Source organism: Glutamicibacter sp., from assembly GCF_050701915.1.
GTDB lineage: Bacteria > Actinomycetota > Actinomycetes > Actinomycetales > Micrococcaceae > Glutamicibacter.
In genome coordinates, this window is the sequence record NZ_JBOGEG010000033.1 from 17,717 (window position 1) to 40,955 (window position 23,239).

Below are 23,239 nucleotides of genomic sequence, written 5' to 3' on the forward strand. Positions count from 1 at the left end.
CCCATGCTGCATCATCTAGAAATTTGGGTTGAGGATTTGGCAGCCAGTACCGCATCCCTGGGCTGGCTGCTTACTCGCCTGGGCTATGTGGTGGATTCCCAATGGGCTGACGGCATTAGCTACGCCCGTGACGATTTTTATATTGTCTTGGAATCCGGCCCAGATGTCAGAAGGCAGCGGCATGATCGCCTGGCTCCCGGGCTGAATCATTTGGCGTTTAATGCTGGTACCAGGCAGGCGGTGGAAACGTTGGCCGCCCAAGCGCTGGATCACGGTTTCACCCTCATGTTCCCGGAGCTGCACCCGTACGCCGGGGGGCCAAAGCACTACGCGGCGTATTTGGAAGATGCATCCGGGTTCGAAATCGAACTGGTAGCGGCCCCCCGCGCAAGCTGAAGCGTGAAATACCAACCGGTGCGATCCAGGAAATATCAGTCCTGAATCGCACCGGTTGCGTTCTTCCGGGTGCTGGCGGCAGCCGGCTTGCGAACTTGTGCCTGCGCCTAGTGCTCCACCAGCTTGACCTCGGCCAGTGAGTATTCGGCTTCGACTTCACGCTGTCCATTGCTGGCGGTGGCAAGCAGCGGATCCTTGGCCAGTTTCCCTTCCGAGATTTCCAGGCTGGTTAGCAATCTGCTGATGTTAGCGGTCCGTGATTCCCCGGCCGCCAATTCGGCCACGCTGAACCCCGGTCCTCCTAGATCGGTTAGCCGTACATTGCCGGTGTTGGTGACGGTGACCTCGTATTCGACCCATCCACCGGCCTTGGAAGACGAGTTTCCCTGGCGTTCGACGACTGACGGCCCGGATACCTCGACGCGGAAGGCCGGTTGGCGATCAAGGAGATCTACTTCCTCCCCGGTAATGGTGTATTCATCCACAATGCTGGTGTATTCGCCGATGCGGCCGGAGGTCCAGCGGGACTGAGGAACGAAGTAGCCGTCCGCTAGTTCCTGAACCGTCACCTCGTGGCGCGGAGTTGCGCAGGTGTAGGCCTTGCCAGCGCCGAGGTTTGAGTAGCGGCAATTGCCTGCTGGACTGGATTCGCCTACCGGCTTGGCCGCAAACGGGGAGAAATTGCCTTCTGCAGGAACGACCCATTGATTGATATTGCCGATGTTGCTCACGCGGAAACTGTAGGGCACCTTCTCACCCACCGCGTAGGGATCTGCTGCCAGGTCGCGGCCCGCATCGCCGCGCTGGCCGACTACTTCGATGCCGGTGACTTCTTGGCCGGCGATCTGAGCTGCGATGGCAGCCTGCGAAGTGGTCCCGGCGGCACTGGTGAATTGCAGTTGCAATGATTGCGCGCCGAGAGCTGTCGCCGCAATAGTTATGGGCACGTTAACGGTGGTGCTCTGGCCCGGCTCAAGTTCGGCGACCTGGGTAGCTGCGGCACTGAACAGGTCCGATGCGCCGACTTCGATGGTTCCCGAGATGGCTTCGGTTTCCTGGTTGGTGATAGTGACCGGCAGGTCAGCAGTTGTTCCGGCATCTGCGGCCAGGGTACTGGCCTGCATTGGAGCGCAAACGTAGTTCAGCCAATCCTCGTCGAAGGATGCGAATTGCATGCTGTCGGTATAGCCGGCTTCGTAGAACACCCCGAACTTGCCCCCGTCGAGCGCATCTGCCACCGAGTAGGCAGACAACCCTCGGCGGATGGTGCGAAGCCCCGGCCAGGTTTTGCCGTCATCGCAGGAGACCCGCGCCGAGACATTGGAGCGGGAGGCCTGCGAATTGGCTCCGGTGTATAGCAGCTTCTTGGCCTGGGTGCTGTTGATTTCGGCATCGGGGAACATCTGGGTGATGTGGGCGTTATTGGTGGGGTCGGGCAGGTTCCTGTCCTGGGTGACCGCCGAATAGCTGTGTCCGCCATCGGACGAGATGGCGACCTTGCGGTAGCCGCCGCCGCTGTTATCACGGGAGTTGAGCATCAAGCGGCCATCGGAAAGCTCAACTACCTTGTTCTCGTCCATGGCTTTCCCGGTGAATTCGCCACGCTGCCAGGTAGCCCCGTGGTCATCCGAATACACCGAATAGGCTTGGATAGCCCGCGATCCATCGGCTTGCATGACATCTGCCGCATACTGCTGGACCAAGCGTCCGGCGTATTCACCGCGGGTGAGCTGGATGCCCTTGCCGGAGGTGGCAAAGGTGGAGCGGACTGCCCCGGGCACCGCGCTGTCGCCGGGCTTAACCACATCGGTGATCAGCCGCGGTTCGCTCCAGGTGGCGCCGTCATCACTGGACTCGACCACGGCGGCGCTGATGACCTGCCGATTCTCGTCATCGTTGCCCCAGGTGCTGCCATGGAATCCCTGGTCCTTGGAATAGACGAAGAACGCGAAAATCTTCCCCGCTTCTTCATCCACCACGTAGCTGGGGTCGGAATAGCCGTATTTCCCTTCTTCAGCGGATCCGGGGAAGCCGGCGGCGATGGTGGTCATCGCACCCCAAGTGGCACCGTTGTCGGTGCTCTTGCGTTGCACGATGCTGTTTGGATTCGGCGCGTCGGCAGCGCTGCCGGGGCGGGCATCCCAGGCGGCGATGACTACGCCATCGCCCAGATGGGCCAGTGCCGGGATGCGGTAGAAGAAGTTCTGGGCGGTGCGGTCGGAACCCAGGTTGATCTCGGAGTAGTTTCCGGGAGGTGCACTGGGATCGGCTTCGTCCAAGGTGGTGGCCGCCAGCGCGTTGTGTGCGCTGATGAACGGAATAGCCAGGGAGATGGCGACCGCTGCCGCCAAGGTTTTTCCATGATGTTGCCTAGAGCGAATTCGCATGGGCTAGTTCCTCGCAGGTTGTATGGGGTCCCGGGAATAGGAGGGACGTATGACGTAGGATGTCATACGTGAAGCCTATGTGAACCGCATCACTTTTGGAAGGGGCCTGCGAGGAGCCATGGCCGTCCCGGCTGCGATAAGCCGGTGGCTGCAGCGAAGATCCTTCGGGCTGCAGTACCGGCACAGCTTGGATTGCCAATCCTGATTGAGCTACTTGGCGGTGGTGAACTGGTGGTCTTCTGGCAACAGAATGTTCAGTGCCAAGCCCTTCTTGTCCTGGACCAAGGACGCTTCCCACTTGGTTTGAACCAGGTCGAGCAGTTGCCCGGGATTCTGCACAGCTGCGGATTGCCCGACCAGGAAACGGGCTACCTCGCCACGGGTGTGCTTGGCAAAGTGCGAGACCACCTTCGGAGTCCCATTGCGCATCTGGAAGACGTTGACCGCAACGGTGTTGCCATTGGCTGGCTTGTAGGCGGCCGCATAAGTGCTCGACCGGGCATCAACGATCAGCTGGTCGCCGGCCACCGCATCCAGTACCGGAGCCAGGCGCTTCTTCCACCAGCTGGCCAGCTTGCCCAGCGGCTCGAGCTTGACCGACATGGACAACCGGTAGGGCGGAATACGGTCGCCAAAACGCACGGCACCCCACAGGGCGGAGATCACGATGATGGATTCATCCGCGCGCTGCTGCGCTGCTTCGTCCAGGCTCGCGTAGTCCAGGGCCTCGAAGAGTACGCCCGAGTAGATATCGTGCGCCTTGGCTGCCGGCTCGGTGTGCAGATTGATATTCCGCGCTACTTCCTTGGCCAGCGAGGCCCCGACTCCCAGCAGGTCCATGGCATCTTCGCGTGCTGAAACTTCAGCAAGAGCGTCAAGCACGAGGCGGCGTTCCCCGCAAAGCTCCGGAAAAGACAGATCCTCGATTTCAAACGGAGAACCTTCGGCGTGGGCGGTCTTGCCTTCGGAAGGCGGCAACAGAATAAGCACGCTTTCCAGCTTATCGGAATTCGCCTGATCTTCTGCCCAGGGCATGTACCCGCAGCGCGGATCTGGCTAGGCTGAACCCACCAGCAAGCAGCGCTTCACGCAGATCAAGGACAGAGCATGCCCCAGCAGAACGCAATAGATAGCCAAATTGCCTCCGGGCAGCACTGCGACTTCGACGTGATCGTTATCGGCGCCGGGCCGGCCGGGGAGAATGCCGCCGACTATGCCACCCGGCAGGGGCTGAAAGCGGCCATCGTCGAATCCGAGCTGGTAGGCGGGGAATGCTCGTACTGGGCATGCATGCCTTCCAAAGCCCTGTTGCGCAGCGGCGATGCGCTGCGCGCGGCACGCCGGGTCCCCGGGGCCAGCGAAGCGGTCACCGGCGCGCTGGACGCCGACGCGGTGCTCGCGCGGCGTGATGCCTTCGCCAGCAACTGGGATGATGCCGGGCAGGAACAGTGGCTGCGCTCGGCCGGCATCGAATTGATCCGCGGACGGGCGCGGCTTTCCGGCCGCGGCCTGGTGCAGGTGGAGGGCCGCGAGTACTGCGCCCGGGCCGTAGTCCTGGCCACCGGATCAACGCCGGTTCTGCCTGGGATCGAGGGATTGGCTGAAGCCAGGCCGTGGGGCACCCGGGAGTCCACCGCGGCCAAGGAGATCCCGCCGAGGCTGTCCATCATCGGTGGCGGAGTTGCCGGGGTGGAGCTGGCGTTCGCCTTCGCCTCCCTCGGGTCCAAGGTCACCATCCTCGCCCGCGGGCCACTGCTGGGCCGCGAAGAGCCCTTTGCCGGCCAGCTGGTGGCCGCGGCGCTGGCCGAGGCCGGGGTAGCGGTGCACCAGGACACCACCCCGTTGCAGGTCTACCGGGACGAGCACGGGATAGCCGGCCTTTTGCTGCCAGGAGGAGCCATGGTGGAAGCCGAGGAAGTGCTCGTCTCCACCGGGCGGCGGCCGGACATCGGGGATCTGGGACTCGAGGCAATCGGGGTGGACCCGTCCCAGCGGCTCCAGGTCGATGACACGATGCTCGTGGCGGGCACCGACTGGCTCTATGCCGTGGGGGATGCCAGCGGGCGCAGCCCGCTGACCCACCAGGGCAAATACCAGGCCCGGGCCGCGGGCGAGGCCATTGCCGCAAGGCTCAATGGAACCGGGGTTCTCGACGCGCCCTGGGGCAGGCATGCTGCCACGGCGGACCACCATGCGGTGCCGCGCGTAATCTTCAGTGATCCGCAGATCGCCGCGGTCGGACTCACCGAACGCGATGCCCGCGAGGCCGGTCTGCAGGTTTCGGTTCTCGAGCACGATCTGGGTGCGGTGGCCGGGGCGAGCCTGCACGCCGACGGGTATTCCGGGCGGGCCAAGCTGGTGATAGACCAGGCGCGCTCGGTGATCATCGGTGCCACTTTCGCCGGACAGGATGCCGCGGAACTGCTGCATGCGGCCACCATTGCGATTGTCGGCGAGGTCAGCCTGGACCGGCTGTGGCATGCGGTCCCGGCCTATCCGACGATCAGCGAAATCTGGTTGCGCTTGCTTGAGGCGCAGCGGTTCGGGTAAACCCGGCTGTGATCGAATCAGCGTTCGAAAGTGGTCCGGATGCCGCGCCCAACGCATTAGACTGGTAGTGAATGGGATGGCCAGACGGTCGCGTGGCAAGCAATTGCCCCGAGGAACGTCCGGGCTCCGCAGAACAGGGTGGTGGGTAACGCCCACTCGGGGTAACCCGCAGGCTAGTGCCACAGAAAATAGACCGCCAGGTTTTCCTGGTAAGGGTGAAACGGTGGTGTAAGAGACCACCAGCACCCCAAGTGATTGGGGTGGCTAGGTAAACCCCACTCGGAGCAAGGTCAGACAGACTGCGTTATGAGGGCTGTTCGCCCCATGCAGTCGGGTGGACCGCTAGAGGCTGCCGGCAACGGCAGTCGTAGATAGATGACCGTCCCGCTTCGGCGCGACAAAACCCGGCGTATCGGCCATCCCATTCATCAACTTCTTGGCTGCTTCCAGCTCCGATTCTGCTCGCAACGGGCCAGCCTTGGCTACCCGTGAGATGATTCACAGTTCCCGATCCGCGGTTTTTCAGCGCACGGTCTAGAATGGATCATGTACTTACGAGGATGATCCTGTTACCTCGTGCCACCGCAAAAGCAATGGTGCTTCCCACGGTGCCAACCGACTTTATGGATCTGCGAGTCGGCTGAATTGGAAGGATTTTCTGTGACCCAGCAGTCTGTCGTTGCCCAGCAAGAATGGAGCGGGCGCGAAGAGCTCGCCGAGGCCATGATCCCACTGATCGGACGTCTGTACCGCAAGAACAATGTGGTGACCTCCGTCTACGGCCGCAAGCTGATCAACCAGTCCGCCATTGACATCATCAAGGCCCACCGCGTGGTGCGCCGCATCGATGGCGAAGAGCTCGACCTGAACGACACCAAGGCCATCCTGGATGCCATCGAGACCCTGAATGTTGGCTCGGTTGCCGTTGATCTCGGCCGCGTGAACAAGAAGTTCAAGGAATCCGGATCCGCTGATCTGAACGCATTCCTCACCGAAGAATTGGGCGAGAAGGTTGGCCAGGCCGGCGCAACCGACGCAGAACCACAGGACGTAGTGCTCTACGGCTTCGGCCGCATCGGCCGCCTGCTGGCCCGCATCCTCGTCGAGCGTGGCGGCTACGGCCTGCGCCTGCGTGCCATCGTGGTCCGCAAGGGCTCGGAAGACGACATCGTCAAGCGCGCTTCGCTGCTGCGCCGCGACTCGGTTCACGGCCGCTTCGAAGGCTCAATCACCGTTGACGAGGAAAACAGCACGATCCTCGCCAACGGCACCCTGATCAAGGTCATCTACTCGAACGACCCGACCACCGTTGACTACACCGCACACGGCATCGATAACGCCATCGTCGTAGACAACACCGGCCGCTGGCGCGACGAGGCTGGCCTGTCCCAGCACATGCAGGCCAAGGGCGTTTCCCGCGTCCTGCTGACTGCACCGGGCAAGGGCGATCTGAAGAACATCGTCCACGGCATCAACGATTCGTGGATCACCGCAGAAGACAAGATCGTCACCGCTGCATCGTGCACCACCAACGCCATCACCCCAGTGCTCAAGGCCCTGAACGACAAGTTCGGCGTCATCCACGGGCACGTCGAGACCGTTCACTCGTTCACCAACGACCAGAACCTGATCGACAACTTCCACAAGGGCGAGCGCCGCGGCCGTTCGGCAGCGCTGAACATGGTGATCACCGAAACCGGTGCCGCCAAGGCAGTAGCCAAGGCCCTGCCGGAGTTCGAAGGCAAGCTGACCGGTAACGCCATCCGCGTACCGACCCCGGATGTCTCCATGGCGATCTTGAACCTCAACCTTGAGAACGAGACCACCAAGGAAGAGCTGAACGCTTACCTGCGTGAAACCTCGCTGACCTCCAGCCTGCACAAGCAGATCGACTATATCGATTCGCCTGAGGTTGTCTCCACCGACTTCGTTGGCTCGCGCCGCGCCGGCATCGTTGATGGCCTGGCCACCATCGTGACCGGCAAGAACGCTGTTGTCTACGTTTGGTACGACAACGAATTCGGCTACTCCTGCCAGGTTGTCCGCGTCATCGAAACCATGGCCGGCACCCACCCGGCAGCAGTACCAGCGCTGAAGGCAGAAGCCGTCACCGCCTAGGACCTAATAGGTTTTAGCTGAAGGGACCATCCCAACGCATTGCGCGCCGGGATGGTCCCTTCAGCTGTTAAACAGGGTTGGTACCGAATGCAAAATGGACAGTATAGCCTTCTATCTAGTTTGCCGTTTCATTTCCTGTTCGCAGTCTTCCAGTGGAGTTACTACTTTTGGCTGGAGTCCAATTTCGTCAGCGATTAAGTCAAGCGCATCTACCGAGATCGCGAACCACTCATCTCCGCCGCCGTGAGTTCGTTTGAAGCCTTGGTACAAAAGGCCGAATGGAGCAGCCTCTCGTTTTCACCAGCTTTGTCTTTGTCTCTTGCCGGCCAGACAAAGAGTACTATGGGCATTTCAGGCGTACTTGCATTGATTTGATTTTCAATGCGCGCCGCACCATGATCTCCGGCAAATCCAACCTTGATAGGTAGTATTGCGTCCGGGAAAATGCCCGCATTCTAAGAACCGTAGGTACATATACCGGTAGCAGCAGGGATGCTGTAGGAACTCAAAATTTGTTGACTTAATTCTCGAGCTTCCACGAGGTTTTCTTGCACCTTTGGATTTAATTGATTCTACTCATCCTTGAAGGGTGAGAAGATAAGACCGTAAATCGGGCGATAGGTCAAGGCGTAATAGTTTATCCAGTATCCTTCGAAGATCTTTAACTGCGGTCAATGAGCTTGACTTGATATTCACCGGATCGGGGTAGGAATTGAAGAGTAACTCGAGAACGGGTTTGTCGCGTGTTGGGGGATTCAGGTTTTCTTGCTTGCGGCTTTGGATGAATGCTGTGATGGAGCCGTGAAATAAACTTGACTTAAAAGTCCGGCAAACTCGAGATCCTTTGCTGAGATCGCTCAGGAGCAGCAATTTGAGCTCCAGGGAATGCCTGCTGAGGCGCAGCTCGGACGCGTATCTATCTATGTCTTGCAAGAGAATGTCCTTCGTTTATTGTGGAAATTGGACCGGCGGCCAATTCGATGTTGGGAACATGGCTATTCTTGGCTGGTCGTTACCTAGGTTTCAAGCGAAACCCACCGTGGCTGGTCGTTTGGGGAAGTATGAGTCAACTCCTCGGGCAACCGTTTATATACTTATTAGACCCACCGGGATACTGCCTTAGATGTCTAGAAAGATGCCAGCGACTTCTACAAAATTGTTTCGTAATGGTTTCGTAACATTACGGCAGGGGAAGACTTCAAGCTCTTCTTACTCAGCTCTGAGCTCCTGAGTATCCATGGATGTACTGGACCATGCGACACGGAGACGTTATTCGGTATCCCGAGCCGTTGGGTATTGGCAGTTCTCAAGGCGCCGTGGTCGGCTAGGAATGCGTCCGCCAATCCGCAGTATTTGCACGTACCATGCACAGTAGATGTTATTCGCAGTGCCGGTGGGCAAAGCTGAGGGCCAGAGAGGAGAGGGGCATCGATCGAAGAATGCAGCTCGCGGCGCGCATGGCGGGCCAGCTCTTGCTGGAGCCGGCAGAATCCGCGTTGCAGGCCGCAGAGCACATGCTTGCGTTCCAGTCCCAGGACTTCGCTGCAGGACGCTACGCGCTGGCTCAGCGCTCCGCAGCGCAAGAATCCCGCAAGCAAGTCGATGCCCTGTTCAGCGAAGGCCGGCTGGTTCGGTCGTGGACCATGCGGGGAACGCTGCATATCTGCTTGGCCGAAGATGCACGCTGGATGACGCGCGCAACGCGTGAACGCACCTTGCGCGCATCGGCCACACGGCTGCGGGGACTGCAGATAGGCACGCAAGCCATTGACCAGGCGACTGGCATCATCAGCTCGTATTTGCAGGAGCACGGGCAAGCCAGCCGTTCCGCGCTCTTCAAGGCACTGAACCAGAACGGAGTGGAGACGGGCCAGCAACGGGGGCTCCATATCCTGCAGGTCCTGGTCCTGGACGGGTTGATCTGCCAGGGTCCTATTCCGGATGACGCGAAGCTCATCGCGCAGGACTTCGTGCTCGTGGATGAGTGGATTGCACGGCACCGGGAACCAAATGACCCGCTGGCGGAATTATTGCGCCACTACCTGCACTCGCATGGTCCAGCTACCCTTCGTGACGCAGCCTGGTACACGGGACAGACGCTGACCAGCATGAGAACCGCGGCAGAGGCCCTGGGCGGGGTGCTGGTGAGCGCAGGAAGCGATGACCGCGGGGAGGGCTATTGGGTGATCGCCGGCAGCCTTGCCCACCGTGAACTTCAAACTACGGGGCCCGCCACGCTACCACTACGCCTGCTGGGTCCCTTTGACGAGTACTACCTGGGCTATGCCGACCGGACGCTGGTAGCCGACGAGCCGATGGCCCGGCAGATCCTGCCCGGCAAGAACGGCATGTTCCTGCCCTTCTGGCTAGAACAAGGCAGGGCTGCAAAGCTCTGGAACGCAGAAACAGCGCCCACCGGCAAAATCGGTGCGGCGCTGCATCAGCGGTATTTGGACTTCAAGGCTGCCCGCTAGGCGGTTCGAGGCCTAGTGGCCGAATGGATCCTCATCGGTACCCGGCAACCAGGTAATGCCCGGCACGCCCCAACCAAGAGATTTCTTGGCCTTCTTCCACTTCTTCTCCCAGCGCGGCTGCAACTTGTCCACGTAGAGGTAGCCATCAAGATGGTCGTACTCGTGCTGCATGATGCGCGCGAACCAGCCATGGGCCTCAAAAGAGACCGGATTGCCGAACTCGTCGAAGCCCTCCACCTTCGCGTAGTCGGCACGTTGCAGCGGGTAGTTCAAGCCAGGCACGGACAAGCAGCCCTCTGAATCCTCATCAGGGTGGGCCGAAGCCTGCGAAACCTTCGAAAGGGTCAGCTTGGGGTTGATCACTACGCCCCGCTCGGGAGCATCGTCCTGATCCGCGAATACGTAGGTGAACATGCGCAGGCCCAAACCGATCTGCGGAGCCGCCAGGCCTACACCGTGCGCTTCATCCATGGTGAGGTGCATATCGGCAACGAGCTCGCGCAAGGCGTCATCAAACTCGGTGACCTCCACCGCACGCTTGTGAAGTACAGGTTCTCCGTAAACAGTGATCTGCCGAATGGGCACGTGATCAGTTCCTTTCAAAAGTGCTTAGAGTGCTCGTCCAATAGTTTCACGCATGATCTCACTTGTGCCACCGAAGATGGTCAGCAAGCGCGATGCAGTGAACGACTGGGCAATCGGGTACTCCATGATGTAGCCATAGCCGCCATGAAGCTGCAATGCCTGATCGGAAAGCTTTTTCGCGCTCTCACTAGCCCAAAGCTTGACCTCGGCAGCCTCGGAAGGATCCAGCTCGCCTTCGTTGAATGCCAGTACGGCCCGGTCCACGAAGCTCTGGGTGACATGCGCCTCAGTCTTCAGGTTAGCCAGCTCGAAACGGGTGTTCTGGTACTCGGTCAGCGCCTGGCCAAAGGTCGAGCGGTTCTTCGCATGCTCCAGCGCCTGTTCGAAGGACGCGGTGCAGATCGCGGAGGCAGACACGGCAATAGCCAGGCGGGCCTGGGGAAGCTGCGCCTTGACGTAGGACAGGCCCTGTCCAGCTTCGCCAACAAGATCCGTCGCCGAGACGCGGACATCGTCGAAGAACAGCTCAGCGGTATCAGAAGCGCGCAGCCCGATCTTATCGAAGGGGCTGCCGTTGGTGTATCCCTCGGAACGCTCGACCATGAACAGCGAGAATGACTGTTCGGTCGCCCGTCCGCTCTCGCCATCGGTGCGCGCAAGCACCAAGGCGGCATCGCCAAACGCTGCGTTGCCGATGAAAGTCTTCTGGCCGCTAATCAGCCAGTCATTGCCATCGCGTACCGCCTTGGTGCGTACGGCACGCAGGTCGGAACCCGCGCCAGGCTCCGTAAACGCGCAGGAGGTAATGGTTGAGCCATCGACCATGCGTGGCAGCCACTTGGCCTTGAGCTCGGCGGAGCCGTAGGACAGCAGGTATGGCAGAACCAAGTCGTCGTGCAGGTGGAACGCCAATGCCACGGACAGGTGACCCGAACGCACGAGCTGCTCATCAAGCACTACACGGAAGCGGTAATCATCGATACCCATGCCACCGAACTGTTCAGGCACGGCAAGACCCAGCAGGCCGTTTTCGCCGGCAGACTGCCACACCTCGCGAGGGATCTGATGATCCTTTTCCCACTGAGCGTATTTACCGGAAATCTCCCGGGCATTGAATTCCGTAGCCAGTTCACGGAACTGCTCGTGGTCCTCTTCAAAGAGCGCGCGTTTCACAGGGGGAGTACCTTTCGGTGGATAGAACGAAGGCATGAAGCTCACTGGCTTGCCGAAGTACATCATCCATTATGGTGGCTCAAGCCAATTCGTGCCTATTCGCCAAGGCAAACAACGATTCAAGTCACTAGATAACGCAAAAAGTCTCGAAAAACACGGGGCTAGACCCAAAAACGCAAAGCGTTCGAACATAGTTTCGAATCCAGGCTCCAACCTGCCGAAATATGACTTAACACCGCATCAGGGCATCACTGCGCTCGCCGGTAGGTTCGAACTTCCCGCTCAAGCAGTCCTGCCGGCGACGCGTTTGCCGCCAGCTTCCGTGATGGCGTTGGGTTGACCGGAGCCAACGATACTTCGGATCCGGCCCCTGGGTGACGAGCTGCTCGTTGCGCATGGGTGCGGGGTACCAGTGGTGTCGCCCTGGTGGCCGTCCCAGGGGTTGCAGATCTCTTCGCGGGCAATTAACCCGGTTGGCGCTTCGCAGAAGCTGATTGGTTCGAGACTGCTGGCGGGGTTGCGAATTATCGTGGCGAAGTGCCCGATCCGTGCCTTGTAGGCCCGCTGTTCAGCTTCGGCAGGGTGCATGGGCAGCTGCTGGTTCGTGGCGAATGCAATGACGGTCCGTTGGCCGTTTGGCTGCTGGAAAGGCGGGCCGAGGCGTATTCGCTGGCGGGGATTTGCTGCGATTGCCTCTGGATTCCAGATGCCCGGGCTGGAATCATTCGAGGCCGAGTGCCTAACTTGTGCCGCTCCAGTGCGCTGGAAACGAAAAAAGACCTGGTTCGGAATTCTTCATTCCGAACCAGGTCTTTCGAACTGGGGTGAGTAACGGGGTTTGAACCCGCGACCTTCTGGACCACAACCAGACGCTCTACCGACTGAGCTATACCCACCATGTTTACTTCGGTACTAGTCAGGAGCGGTAGTGCTCATGATTTCGTACCGGGCAACGAGAAATACTATACACGTATTCGCGTCGGAAATACCAATTCGCGCGGTGCCATCCCTGGGATTGTGACCGGATGCTCATTATTTATGGCCGTGAGCCTGTGGTGCGCCACTGATCTGCATCATTCGGTGAATCCCTGTGGCAGGATGCCGCCTTTGCCCGCAGTACCGGCGGCAAAGGTCTTGCCACGGGTTCGGGACGCTCCCGCGCTAGGTAGCGAGGGTGGAAGTCGATATAGTTCGAGCTACTGTGAAACATGGACGATGGGGGAATCCTTGAGCATTGACGACCTTTTGGAAGCCTTGAATGCGGGCCAGAGAATTACCGCGGGTTCGCCGCTGCATGCGGTCATGCATCGCTCTAGCCAGGACGCGCTGCGCATTTGCGCGGAGCTGAACAACGGCTACCGCAGCCCTGGGCAAGTGCGTGAGTTGCTGCAGCAGCTGACCGGCACGCGCGTTGACGAGTCAGTGGTGCTATTTCCGCCGTTCAACTCGGAGTTTGGCCGAAATATCGAACTGGGGAAAAACGTCTTCATCAATGCTGGCTGCAAATTCCAGGACCAAGGCGGGATCAGCATAGGGGATGAGTGCTTGATTGGGCATAACGTCGTTGTGGCTACGCTTGATCACGATCTTGATCCTGCTCGGCGAGCGGATATGATTCCGGCCCCCGTGATCATTGGGCGCAATGTCTGGATTGGAGCGAACGCGACCATACTTTCCGGCGTCACGATCGGCGAGAACGCGGTTGTCGCTGCTGCAGCGGTAGTAACGAAAGACGTCCCTGCTGGTGCTGTTGTGGTTGGGTCGCCAGCCAGGGTGGTGCGCACCGTCTAATACTGCAGCGCGTAAGCGGCGGGGCAGTGGCGCCAGGCATGCAGTTAAAGCAAAAGACTCGATTCGGAACTTTCGTTCCGAACCGAGTCTTTATCTCTGGGGTGAGTAACGGGGTTTGAACCCGCGACCTTCTGGACCACAACCAGACGCTCTACCGACTGAGCTATACCCACCATATTTACTTCGATACTAGTCAGATCGTTTTTGCGAACCAATTTCGTACCGGGCAACGAGAAATACTATACACGCAATTCCTAGCGCGATGCCAATCGGGAGGCCCCTGGAGCACTGTGCAGTGCATCACCAACGCTTCGGGGGCCTTCTTCTGGCAGCTAGCCGGCGCTCTGGCTGATCCCGCTGGCGATCTTCCTGGCCTCATCGGAGGTTGGTCCTGGAGCCGGAACCATGATGGCGTCGCGGTAGTAGCGAAGCTCGTTGATCGAATCCTGGATGTCACCCAGCGCGCGGTGGTTGCCGGTCTTGGCTGGAGCGCCGTAGTGCGCCTTCGGGAACCAGCGGCGGCTCAATTCCTTCAAGGTCGACACGTCGATTATGCGGTAGTGCAGGTGCTCGATGACCTCGGGCATATCGCGTGCCAAGAAGTTCTTGTCGGTGCCCACCGAGTTGCCGCCCAGCAACGCCTTGTTCGGCTCCGGTACGTGCTTCTTGATGTAGTCGATCACCAGACGCTGGGCTTCCTCCATGGAGATGCCGTTCTCCAGCTCGGGCAGCAGGCCGCTAACCACATGCATATTGCGAACGAAATCATCCATCTGCGCCAGGGCTGCCGGCTCCGGCTTGATGACTACCTGGATGCCTTCATCGACGATCTCCAGATCAGAGTCGGTAATAAGTACTGCTACTTCGATCAATGCGTCGTTAACCAGGTCCAAGCCGGTCATCTCGCAATCGATCCATACAATTTTTTCTGAGTTACTAGCCACGTATCCAATCTACACTTCAGGCAGCGCTGTGGGGGAGCGCACCCTCGTAACGGGGCGGACGAGCAGTGTTTCAACCGGCTTGAACGCGTGGCCAATGCTAAAATCGTCTGAGATTTCCGGCTGTTCAATCGCCTGCTCGCAAGGGCAGGGCAAATGCGACGCTGGCTTAATTACTCTCGAACTCATGTCCGTTACAGCCCGAGGTGTCAGTGTGTCAGCCAGCAAGCCAGCAGCAGTGAGCTCCCCGCCCTACGCTGGAGTGAACAGGACCCTCCTCAGTGGCGTCATCGGTTCCTCCCTGATCCTTTTCGGGTCCTTCGGTACGGGTTGGCTGGCCAGCGTGTCCCCGCTGAACCGCGACCCATTCTTCATCATGCTGCGCACCGAACCAGCTGGCGTGATGACTTGCGTGGTCCTGCTGGCCCTGGGCTGCTGGATCCTCTTCCGTTCCTGGTGGCGCCTGGGCCAGAAGCTCAAGGGCTGGGGCGAGGGGTCGCTGAAGGTGGTCCGCCGCGCGGTCTGGCTGTGGAGCATCCCAATGCTCGTCACCCTGCCGATCATGAGCCGTGACGTGTTCGCCTACATCGGCCAAGGCCGGCTGGTGGATGCCGGCCAGGATCCTTATGTTGACGGAATTTCCTCGCTGAATAACTGGTTCCAGCTTGGTGCCGACACCATGTGGGCGCAGGACGGCACCCCCTACGGTCCGCTCTACCTGAGCATCGAATTCCTCGTGGTCAAGCTGACTGGCCCTTCGACCGACGCGGCAATCCTGGCTTTCCGGGCCATCGCCTTCATTGGCGTGCTGCTCTGCCTGCGCTACGTGCCCAAGCTTGCCGAACTGCACGGTGTTTCCGGGGCCAAGGCCACCTGGATGACCGTGGCCAACCCGCTATTCCTGGTGAACTTCGTGGCCAGCGCCCATAACGACTCGCTGATGACCGGCCTGGCCGTATGGTCCGTCTACCTGGCTTGCAAGCGCCATGGATTCTGGGCCATCGTTGTGCTCGCCGCCTCGGTAGGCGTCAAGCCGATCACCCTGGTGCTCCTGCCGTTTATCGGCCTGCTCTGGGCAGGGTCTAACGCTACCTGGCCGCGCCGCATCCTCTACTGGTTCTACACCGGTATGATCTTCCTGGCCCTGATGACCGTGGTTGGGTGGCTCAATGGCTACTGGTTCGGTTGGCTGAAGGTCATGCTCTTCACCGGTACCGGATACTCCATCTTCTCCCCGGTAGGCATCGCGGTCATTGCGCTGAGCGGTCTGGTCTCCGCCTTCGGGTTGTCCACCGAGTGGATCCTGCCCGCGGCCAAGCTCTTCGGCCGCCTGGTTGGCGTAGCCATCGCCTTCGTCCTGATCTTCCGCGGAAAGCACTCGCACCTGGTGCAGCGCATGGCCATCGCCTTCGCAGCGATTGTCGTCCTCTCCCCGGTGATCCAGCCGTGGTACCTGCTGTGGCTGCTGCCGTTCTTCGCCGTCACCGGCCTGCACGATGACTGGCAGATGCTGTGGCTGCACCTGACCACCATCTTCTTCCTGGCCTACCAGGCCGCTGACCAGATCTTCGTCTGGCAGTTCCTGCAGGAGTCCCTGGTTCCACGCGTCCAGTTGATTTCCTGGGGCATCTCCATCGCCTGCGCCTTGTACCTGGTCTTCTTCGACCCGAAGACCAAGAACATCTGCGCTGATCTGCTCAGCTCGACCAACTGGCTGAAGAAGAGCAAGAAAGCCTAGTGGCAGTGGAGGAGCGGAAGCTGGCACCGCAGCGCGCAAGCCTGCGGTCATTATCCTGGCAAGGGTTCACCGCCTCGGCGATGATCACCATAGCCTCCTGGGGGATCGGCTGGTTCCCGCGCAACCAGCTTTCCCCGCTGGCACGCAGCGGCTTCTTCATCGAGTTCCGAACTGAAGCGCCGGGAGTCATCAGCTGCATCGTGCTGATGGCCCTTGGAATTGTCTGGCTGACCCGCACCTGGATCCTGGCCCGGCCATGGGTGCAGACTGCCGGGGAGATCACCCGGCGGGAACTGACCCGAGTGCTGGCCATGTGGTCTGCTCCGCTGATGCTCAGCTTCCCGATCCTCAGCCGTGACGTCTACTCGTATCTGGCCCAGGGCCGAATGCTGCATGCCGACAAATCCCCGTATGCCGAAGGCGTGTCCGCGCTTCCGGGCTGGTTCGATGGCGGATCCGACAGCCTGTGGGCGCAATCGCCCTCGCCCTATGGCCCGTTCTTCCTCGTGCTTGCCCGCATCATCTACTTCGCCTCCAACGGCATCCCCGAAATTGGCGTGGGCCTGCTGCGGATCATTGCCGTGCTCGGCGTTTGGGGTTGCTATCACTTCACAGCGAAGCTGGCTCAGAGAATGGGGCAGAGCGCCAACTGGGCGAACTGGGCCATCGTGGGCAATCCGCTGTTCCTGCTGACCATGATCGGCGGGGTCCACAACGATGCGCTGATGATCGCCGGTGTCTTCAGCGCCTTCGCCTACGCCTACGACCGCCGCCCCATTGCCGCAACGATGGCGCTGGCCATAGCCGTGTCAGTCAAGCCCATCGTGCTGCTGGCGTTGCCTTTTATCGGCCTGATCCTGCTGGGCAGGAGCCCGTCGATGCGCGAGAGGTGGAAGATCTGGACCAAGGTCGCAGCCCTCTCGCTGACCTGGCTGCTATTGATCGGTGCGGTCACCAACCTCTGGTTCGGCTGGCTGCTTGCCATGTTCACCGCGGGCGATGCGGCGTTCCCGTACGCTCCGGTCGGACTGATCGGCTGGTCCATCAGCAATCTGACTGGCCTGTTCGGTGCCGATATTTCCCTGGTGAATGCCATTGTGGTGGCTATTTTCCAGGCCATTGCGCTGGCCATTGTTGCGCGCTTGGCACTGGCCAAGGACACTTCCAGCCCGGTCCGCCTCGCCGCGTGGGCGCTCTCGGCGGTGGTGCTGCTGGCCCCGATTATCCAGCCCTGGTACATCCTGTGGTTGATGGCGCTGTTCGTCATTTCGCACAAGGTGTCCTGGGGGTCGGAAAAGCTGATGATCTACGTATCCAGCTTTATCCTGGTGGCGGTCTTCGTCGACCAGCTCTCCATTGAGCAGTGGCATTCGGCCTGGCTGATGAAGACGCTGGCCGGCGTGCTCGTATTGGGCCTGTTCATTGGTCTATTCACCGCCGATACTAAAACCAGGCAAGTGCTGCGCGGGCCGAAAGCATAGTCAAGGTCACATTCTGCGGCACAGCTTTTTCTCGGAAAATTCCGCTTAGATAGAAATATGCAAACAATGTTCTGGCCAGCGACTATTGCGATCCTCGGCGGCGCCCTCTTCTTGGCGTCCGCCGGTGTCTTCCTGCTGGCCGTGCAATACCGCCGGCATGGACGGTTGTCCTGGCGCCGCACCATTACCACCGCAACCGCAGCTGTCTACGGATTCGGCCTCTTCAGCTACACCATGCTTCCGCTGCCGGCCACGCGCGACGAATTCTGCCGTCCCGGGGTGGCCATCCCGCAGCTGGTGCCAGGCCGTTTCCTCGACGATTTCAGGCTGGCCATCATGGAGCGCGGGCTGAGCGGCTTCGCCACCAGCTTCACCCTGTGGCAGGTGCTGTTCAACATCATCTTGTTCATGCCCCTGGGCATCTTGGCCGTGCGCTGGCTGCGCGGCAACATTTTCACCGGCGTCTTGCTCGGCTTCGCGGCCTCGCTGGCCATCGAGCTCACCCAGTACACCGCTATTTGGGGGTTGTACACCTGCGCCTACCGCGTGGCCGACGTCGATGACCTGATCACCAATACTGCCGGCGCGCTGCTGGGCGCGATGATCGCCTACCTGCCGATGTTCCGCTTCCTTTCCGGTCCGGTGGAAGCGGACGCGGCCAATGCGCCGGCGCGACCGGTCACCCGCACCCGCCGCGCACTGGCCAACATCTTCGATGCGGGCTTCACCGCCGCAGTGCTCTTCGTCATCGGCGCTGCCCTGGAACTGCTGGAGCGCCTGGGTGCTCCGGAGTTCGGCAAACAGTGGATGAACTTCTGGCTTCCGCTGCTCGTGGTCTTCTTCGTCTTCTGGCTGCCGAGCCTGGCGCCGGGGCGGGCCACCCTCGGCCAGCGCTGCGCCTGGTTGATGCTCACTGACGGGCAGGGGCAACCGGCTCCTGCGGGCCGGGCCTTGCTGCGCAGCCTGCTCGGATTTGGCGGGATTAACTTCCTCTTCCAGATTTCCACCAGCATGGTCGACTTCACGCCGTACCCGCTGCTGAACATGCTCGTTGTGATCTATATCGCGATCAGCGCCTTCTACTTCATCTTCGAGGCAAAACACCGGGGACTGGCCGGAAAAATCAGCGGTACCGGTTTCATCGACCGTCGCGCCCTTTGAGCCAAGGCACCCCAGCAGCGCAAGGCGCACGCTAAAATGGAACGCGGTGGTCTGCGCCTGGGGTGCGGTCCAGCAAACTCGCGTTTGAAGACATACCGATAATTCTCAAAAGTTAGGTCTGCTCAGCAGCATGGAAGATAACAAACCAGAGGTCCCGGCCGAACCGCACCGCGCCGTCCTAGGCACGGCCGTAGGCGCGACGGTCCTCATTGCCATCGGCGCATTCGTGCTCTCGTTCGCTGCGTTGACCGACCTGGCAGAACGCTCGGGCATCAGCCCGCGCCTGGCCTGGATCTGGCCAATCATCATCGACGGCATGATCGTTGCCGCCACCGTGGCCATCGTGGCCCTGAACGGATTCCATCGCAAGGCCATGATCTACCCGTGGTCGCTGCTGTTCTTCGGTGCGATCGTTTCCACCGCGGCGAACTCCACCCACGCAATCCTGACCGTGGACTCGATCGAAAACGGAGTGCCGCCACTGGTCTCCGCGCTGGTCGCCGCCATGCCGCCAATCGTCTTGCTGGCCATCACCCACCTGACCGTGCACATGTACCAGAAGAAGTCCGAAGCCGCGAAGCTGCGCGCTGAACTGGAATACAACGAAGAGCAGGAAAACGCCGAGAAGTACGGCGTCGCTTATGATGATGGCTACAACGCCGCGCTGACCGACACCAAGACCGCCGAGGAAGAACGCCTCACGGTCCTGGAGCAGGAACACCAGGATGCGCTGGCCCGAGCCCGAGCCGAAGGCATCGCAGCAGGCCGTTCGGACTCGAAGGTCACCCCGATCAAGCAGAACGCGCAGCCAGCGAAGGAAACCAAGCCTGCAGCGCAGAAGAAGACCGAGGACAAGGCACCATTGTTCGACGACATGGCCAAGCGCCTGTCCCGTCCATAGGGCCGTTGCCGCACCCGGTTGGCACCAGGGCATGAACATAGGGACAGCATTTTCACGAACGCTTTAGCATCCAGGAGGCATCAATGATGGATCCGGCGCAAGGCCAGGCGAACGACGAGTTCTCCGAACAGATTGCGGCCGCCGTTGAGCAGTACAAGTCTGTGACCGGCGAACTCAATACCGTCATGTCGGCCATGAAGGCGAAGATCCGCCGGCTGTTCGCCAATTCCGAGGTGCAACCGCTGTTCATCACCGGCCGGGTGAAATCGCCGCAGTCCTTTGCGGCCAAGGCCTCGCGCCGCCTGCAGGAAAGTTCCGAGACCGCACCGGTGCTGGAATTCCCCAATCCGCTGCGCGAGATCCACGACATGGTGGGCATCCGCATCATCGTGATGCTGCCCCATGAAATCCAGCAGGTAGCCAGCCTGATCAAGTCGCACCGCGACTCCTTCGACTGCCGCAGCGACCGCGAGAAGGATATCGGTTCGGTGGAGTCCGGAACCTACGGCTACTCCTCGCGCCACCTGCTGCTCAAGACCCGCAGCGAGCCGATCGTGCGCAAGTTCCAAGAAGCCTTGGGCAAGCCCGTGGTCGCCAGCGGCAATTTCGTCTTCGAAGTGCAGATCCGCACCGTGCTGCAGCATGCCTGGTCCGAAATGGAACACGACATCCGCTTCAAGCATCCTGGCGAAGCCGCCTGGAACCCGCAGATCGACCGGCACTTCACCGCCACCGCGGCGATGCTGGAAACCGTGGAAGACTATTTCACCGATATCGACGAGTTGTACCACCGCCTGAACGGCTACCACGACCAGCAGGGTGCTGGATCCGAGCCGTTGACCGGCGAGAAGATCGGCGAAATCTGGCAGACGCTGCTGCCGCACGTTGACCGCAAGCGCGATGACGATTGGTCCTGGGCCGCCGAGCTGCTCGGCTCCCATGGCATCGACCAGACCTGGCAGCTGGCGCAGCTGCTGGATGCGAATGTGGTCACCGATGTGCGTGCGGCGCTGGACCACCGCTACTCGCCGGGTCCGGACCGGTTGCTTGACGACGTGCTGCTCTGGCGCTTCGGCAAGGACCACATCGACAAGACCAGCGGCGGGGACCTGCGCCGCGAAGCTTCCTTGCGCCGCCGCCTGATCCAGATGATGGACTACCGCTCGCAACCCAGCACCAAGGAATAATGTCGATTCGAAGCCCGGATTTCCACTGCGGTGGAAGTGCGGGCTTCGAATCTTTTAACCAGCTCAACCCCAAACTGTTAGTTTGTGCACGTTCCGCCGGTCAGGGCGCGGTTGGCCGGTAGAATAGTTAAGTTGCCCAATTTGTGGGCCGCAAAGTTTTTGTACCCGCGTGAAAGGGCCACACCATATGATTTCCGTAGCCAACCTTGAGCTACGCGTCGGCGCCCGCCTGCTGATGGACGAAGTGAACTTCCGCATCGACAAGGGCGACAAGATCGGACTGGTGGGACGCAACGGTGCCGGCAAGACGACGATGACCAAGGTCCTCGCCGGCGAGACCCAGCCAGCCGCGGGTGAAGTCACCTACAAGGGCTCCATCGGCTACCTGCCGCAGGACCCCAAGACCCCGGACATGGAGCAGCTGGCGCGCAATCGCATCCTCGGCGCCCGTGGCCTGGACGTGGTGGTCACCAAGCTGGCCCAGAACCGCGAGGACATGGCCAGCGAGGACGCTGCAGTCTCCGCCAAGGCCATGCGCCAGTACGACCGCCTGGAAGCAGAATTCATCGCTGCCGGCGGTTACGCTGCCGAATCCGAAGCTGCCGCCATCTGCGCCAACCTGGATCTGCCGGACCGCATCCTGGACCAGCCGCTGCGCACCTTATCCGGTGGTCAGCGCCGCCGCGTGGAGCTGGCCCGCATCCTCTACTCGGATGCCGAGACCCTGCTGCTCGATGAGCCGACCAACCACTTGGACGTTGACTCGATCATGTGGTTGCGCGACTTCATCAAGAACTACCCCGGCGGCGTGCTGATGATCAGCCACGATACCGGCCTGATGGAATCCACCGTGAACAAGGTGCTGAACCTCGACGCGAACCGCGGCGTGGTGGATGTCTACAACATGAACTGGAAGCGCTACAAGATCCAGCGCGAAACCGATGAGCGTGCCCGCAAGCGCGAGCGCGTCAACATCGAGAAGAAGGCTTCGGTCCTGATGACCCAGGCGAACAAGATGAAGGCTCGCGCCTCCGGCGCCTCGGCGGCGCAGTCCATGCTCAAGCGCGTGGACCGCATGCTTTCGGGCCTGCAGGAAGAGCGTGCCTCCGACAAGGTTGCGGCACTGCGCTTCCCGGATCCGGCCCCTTGCGGCAAGACCCCGCTCATGGCCGAAGGCCTGTCCAAGGCCTATGGTTCGCTGGAGATCTTCAACGATGTCTCGCTGGCCATCGACCGCGGTTCCAAGGTCGTGATCCTGGGCCTGAACGGTGCCGGCAAGACCACCTTGCTGCGCATGCTTGCCGGTGTCTCAGAACCCGATACCGGAAAGATCATTCCGGGCCACGGCCTGAAGATCGGCTACTTCGCCCAGGAGCATGACACCTTGGATCCGGAAGCCAGCGTGCTGGAGAACATGCGCCGCAACGCGCCTGATCACCTGAACGATGCCGACGTCCGTTCGATCCTCGGCTCGTTCCTGTTCGTCGGCGATGACGTGACCAAGCCTGCCGGCGTGCTTTCCGGCGGCGAGAAGACCCGCCTGGCCCTGGCCACCATCGTGGCTTCCAGCGCCAATGTGCTGCTGCTCGATGAGCCGACCAACAACCTCGACCCTGCTTCGCGCGCCGAGGTGCTGGGCGCGCTGTCCACCTTCCCGGGTGCCGTGGTCATGGTGTCCCACGATGAGGGCGCAGTGATGTCGCTGCAGCCTGAGCGCGTGGTCATCTTGCCTGATGGCGATGAGGACCTCTTCAACGAGGACTACCTGGAATTGGTTTCGCTGACTTAAATCCTTACCAACGCGGATTAACTCTCGTAGGCTTGGCAGATCACCACTTTGAAGGGGATGTGCCAAGCCATGAGTGTATCTGGACGCAGGTTACCGCGGATCGCAGGCGCTGGGCTGCTGCTTGCCAGCGCGCTGGCCGGTTGCGCCGCACAGGTTCCCGATGAGGTCAACGCCCAGTGGACGCTGCTCGATCCTGCCGGGGTGAACGCGTCGAGCACCAGCCTCGAACTCGGGGTCATGCGGCTTGCCTGTTCATCGGGGGTTACCGGCGACGTGGCCGCCACCCAGGTGGAAGTGTCCAACGACCAGATCACCATCGGGATCGTGGTTGAACCGCTGGAAGGCGACGCGCACACCTGCCAAGGCAACGAGACCGCGCCCTACACGCTCGAGCTGCAGGAGCCGGTGGGGGACCGCAGCCTCATCGATGCCTCCTGCCTTGAAGGTGCGGGGCAAAAGGCCGATAGCTGCAGCGACGGCGGGATCCGCTGGAGTCCGCCGGCCAAGCACAGCTGAAAGAAAACGGCATTAAGCGAGGAACCGCGCGGCAACTGGAATATTCCAGTT

18 protein-coding genes, 2 tRNA genes and 1 other RNA gene are annotated in these 23,239 nt (G+C 60.7%); 14 read left to right on the top strand and 7 right to left on the bottom strand.

The annotated features are described in order from the left end of the window. Positions 1–3: 3 nt before the first annotated feature. On the top strand, positions 4–396 hold the full coding sequence (locus ACRDT3_RS15575) for a VOC family protein (protein WP_431493847.1): 393 nt from the start codon (positions 4–6) through the stop codon (positions 394–396). 107 nt (positions 397–503) lie between these two features. Here ACRDT3_RS15575 and ACRDT3_RS15580 read toward each other — a convergent pair whose 3' ends face one another. Together ACRDT3_RS15580 and ACRDT3_RS15585 are read right to left on the bottom strand one after the other, a co-directional pair. Further along, positions 504–2,783: an exo-alpha-sialidase gene (locus tag ACRDT3_RS15580; RefSeq protein ID WP_431493848.1), complete on the bottom strand. Its 2,280-nt coding sequence runs from the start codon at positions 2,781–2,783 to the stop codon at positions 504–506. Positions 2,784–2,993: 210 nt separating this feature from the next. Continuing rightward, positions 2,994–3,773 carry a YaaA family protein gene (locus ACRDT3_RS15585; protein ID WP_431493849.1) on the bottom strand — a complete coding sequence of 260 codons (780 nt, stop codon included), beginning with the start codon at positions 3,771–3,773 and terminating at the stop codon, positions 2,994–2,996. A gap of 117 nt (positions 3,774–3,890) precedes the next feature. On the opposite strand from ACRDT3_RS15585, the gene ACRDT3_RS15590 reads away from it, so the two are divergent. From ACRDT3_RS15590 to ACRDT3_RS15605, 4 genes are all read left to right on the top strand, one after another. After that, positions 3,891–5,333: a dihydrolipoyl dehydrogenase family protein gene (locus ACRDT3_RS15590; protein WP_431493850.1), complete on the top strand. Its 1,443-nt coding sequence runs from the start codon at positions 3,891–3,893 to the stop codon at positions 5,331–5,333. A gap of 72 nt (positions 5,334–5,405) precedes the next feature. Next, positions 5,406–5,761, top strand: an RNA gene (rnpB, locus tag ACRDT3_RS15595) — RNase P RNA component class A. A gap of 232 nt (positions 5,762–5,993) precedes the next feature. Further along, positions 5,994–7,451 (top strand): glyceraldehyde-3-phosphate dehydrogenase, encoded by a 1,458-nt coding sequence (locus tag ACRDT3_RS15600; RefSeq protein WP_431493851.1) that lies wholly within the window; start codon positions 5,994–5,996, stop codon positions 7,449–7,451. Between the two features lie 1,439 nt (positions 7,452–8,890). Then, entirely contained in the window at positions 8,891–9,925 is a 1,035-nt protein-coding gene (locus tag ACRDT3_RS15605; RefSeq protein WP_431493852.1) for a winged helix DNA-binding domain-containing protein, read from the top strand. 12 nt (positions 9,926–9,937) lie between these two features. Here the strand turns inward: ACRDT3_RS15605 and def are convergent, their stop codons facing one another. Beyond that, positions 9,938–10,510, bottom strand: a complete 573-nt coding sequence (def, locus tag ACRDT3_RS15610; protein WP_431493853.1) for a peptide deformylase — start codon at positions 10,508–10,510, stop codon at positions 9,938–9,940. Between the two features lie 24 nt (positions 10,511–10,534). After that, the gene (locus ACRDT3_RS15615) at positions 10,535–11,683 is read right to left on the bottom strand and encodes an acyl-CoA dehydrogenase family protein (protein WP_431493854.1); all 1,149 of its coding nucleotides are present in this window, start codon (positions 11,681–11,683) and stop codon (positions 10,535–10,537) included. A 34-nt stretch (positions 11,684–11,717) separates the two neighbouring features. Here ACRDT3_RS15615 and ACRDT3_RS15620 point away from each other — a divergent pair, with 34 nt between their 5' ends. Further along, the gene (locus ACRDT3_RS15620; RefSeq protein ID WP_431493855.1) at positions 11,718–12,023 is read left to right on the top strand and encodes a hypothetical protein; all 306 of its coding nucleotides are present in this window, start codon (positions 11,718–11,720) and stop codon (positions 12,021–12,023) included. A 480-nt stretch (positions 12,024–12,503) separates the two neighbouring features. On the opposite strand, the gene ACRDT3_RS15625 is transcribed toward ACRDT3_RS15620, so the two are convergent. Continuing rightward, positions 12,504–12,579: transfer RNA gene (locus ACRDT3_RS15625), tRNA-His, on the bottom strand. Positions 12,580–12,910: 331 nt separating this feature from the next. Here ACRDT3_RS15625 and ACRDT3_RS15630 point away from each other — a divergent pair. Next, positions 12,911–13,474 (top strand): DapH/DapD/GlmU-related protein, encoded by a 564-nt coding sequence (locus ACRDT3_RS15630; protein WP_431493856.1) that lies wholly within the window; start codon positions 12,911–12,913, stop codon positions 13,472–13,474. Between the two features lie 97 nt (positions 13,475–13,571). Here the strand turns inward: ACRDT3_RS15630 and ACRDT3_RS15635 are convergent. Further along, positions 13,572–13,647, bottom strand: a tRNA-His gene (locus tag ACRDT3_RS15635). Between the two features lie 159 nt (positions 13,648–13,806). Continuing rightward, positions 13,807–14,418: an oligoribonuclease gene (gene orn / locus ACRDT3_RS15640; protein WP_431493857.1), complete on the bottom strand. Its 612-nt coding sequence runs from the start codon at positions 14,416–14,418 to the stop codon at positions 13,807–13,809. Between the two features lie 211 nt (positions 14,419–14,629). Between orn and mptB (ACRDT3_RS15645) the strand changes: the two genes are divergently transcribed. The 7 genes from mptB (ACRDT3_RS15645) (at position 14,630) to ACRDT3_RS15675 (ending at position 23,188) form a co-directional block, all read left to right on the top strand. Continuing rightward, positions 14,630–16,153, top strand: coding sequence for a polyprenol phosphomannose-dependent alpha 1,6 mannosyltransferase MptB (mptB, locus tag ACRDT3_RS15645; protein ID WP_431493858.1), 1,524 nt, complete (start codon positions 14,630–14,632; stop codon positions 16,151–16,153). Beyond that, a complete protein-coding gene (mptB, locus tag ACRDT3_RS15650) occupies positions 16,153–17,634 on the top strand; it encodes a polyprenol phosphomannose-dependent alpha 1,6 mannosyltransferase MptB (protein ID WP_431493859.1) in 1,482 nt (493 codons plus the stop codon). Before mptB (ACRDT3_RS15645) ends, mptB (ACRDT3_RS15650) begins: the two co-directional genes overlap by 1 nt. A gap of 57 nt (positions 17,635–17,691) precedes the next feature. After that, positions 17,692–18,795, top strand: coding sequence for a VanZ family protein (locus ACRDT3_RS15655; protein WP_431493860.1), 1,104 nt, complete (start codon positions 17,692–17,694; stop codon positions 18,793–18,795). 130 nt (positions 18,796–18,925) lie between these two features. Next, a complete protein-coding gene (locus ACRDT3_RS15660) occupies positions 18,926–19,696 on the top strand; it encodes a DUF2637 domain-containing protein (RefSeq protein WP_431493861.1) in 771 nt (256 codons plus the stop codon). A gap of 83 nt (positions 19,697–19,779) precedes the next feature. Next, a complete protein-coding gene (locus tag ACRDT3_RS15665; RefSeq protein ID WP_431493862.1) occupies positions 19,780–20,883 on the top strand; it encodes a GTP pyrophosphokinase in 1,104 nt (367 codons plus the stop codon). Positions 20,884–21,070: 187 nt separating this feature from the next. Then, on the top strand, positions 21,071–22,672 hold the full coding sequence (locus tag ACRDT3_RS15670) for an ABC-F family ATP-binding cassette domain-containing protein (protein WP_431493863.1): 1,602 nt from the start codon (positions 21,071–21,073) through the stop codon (positions 22,670–22,672). Positions 22,673–22,741: 69 nt separating this feature from the next. Continuing rightward, positions 22,742–23,188, top strand: a complete 447-nt coding sequence (locus ACRDT3_RS15675) for a hypothetical protein (RefSeq protein WP_431493864.1) — start codon at positions 22,742–22,744, stop codon at positions 23,186–23,188. The last annotated feature ends 51 nt before the right edge of the window (positions 23,189–23,239 follow it).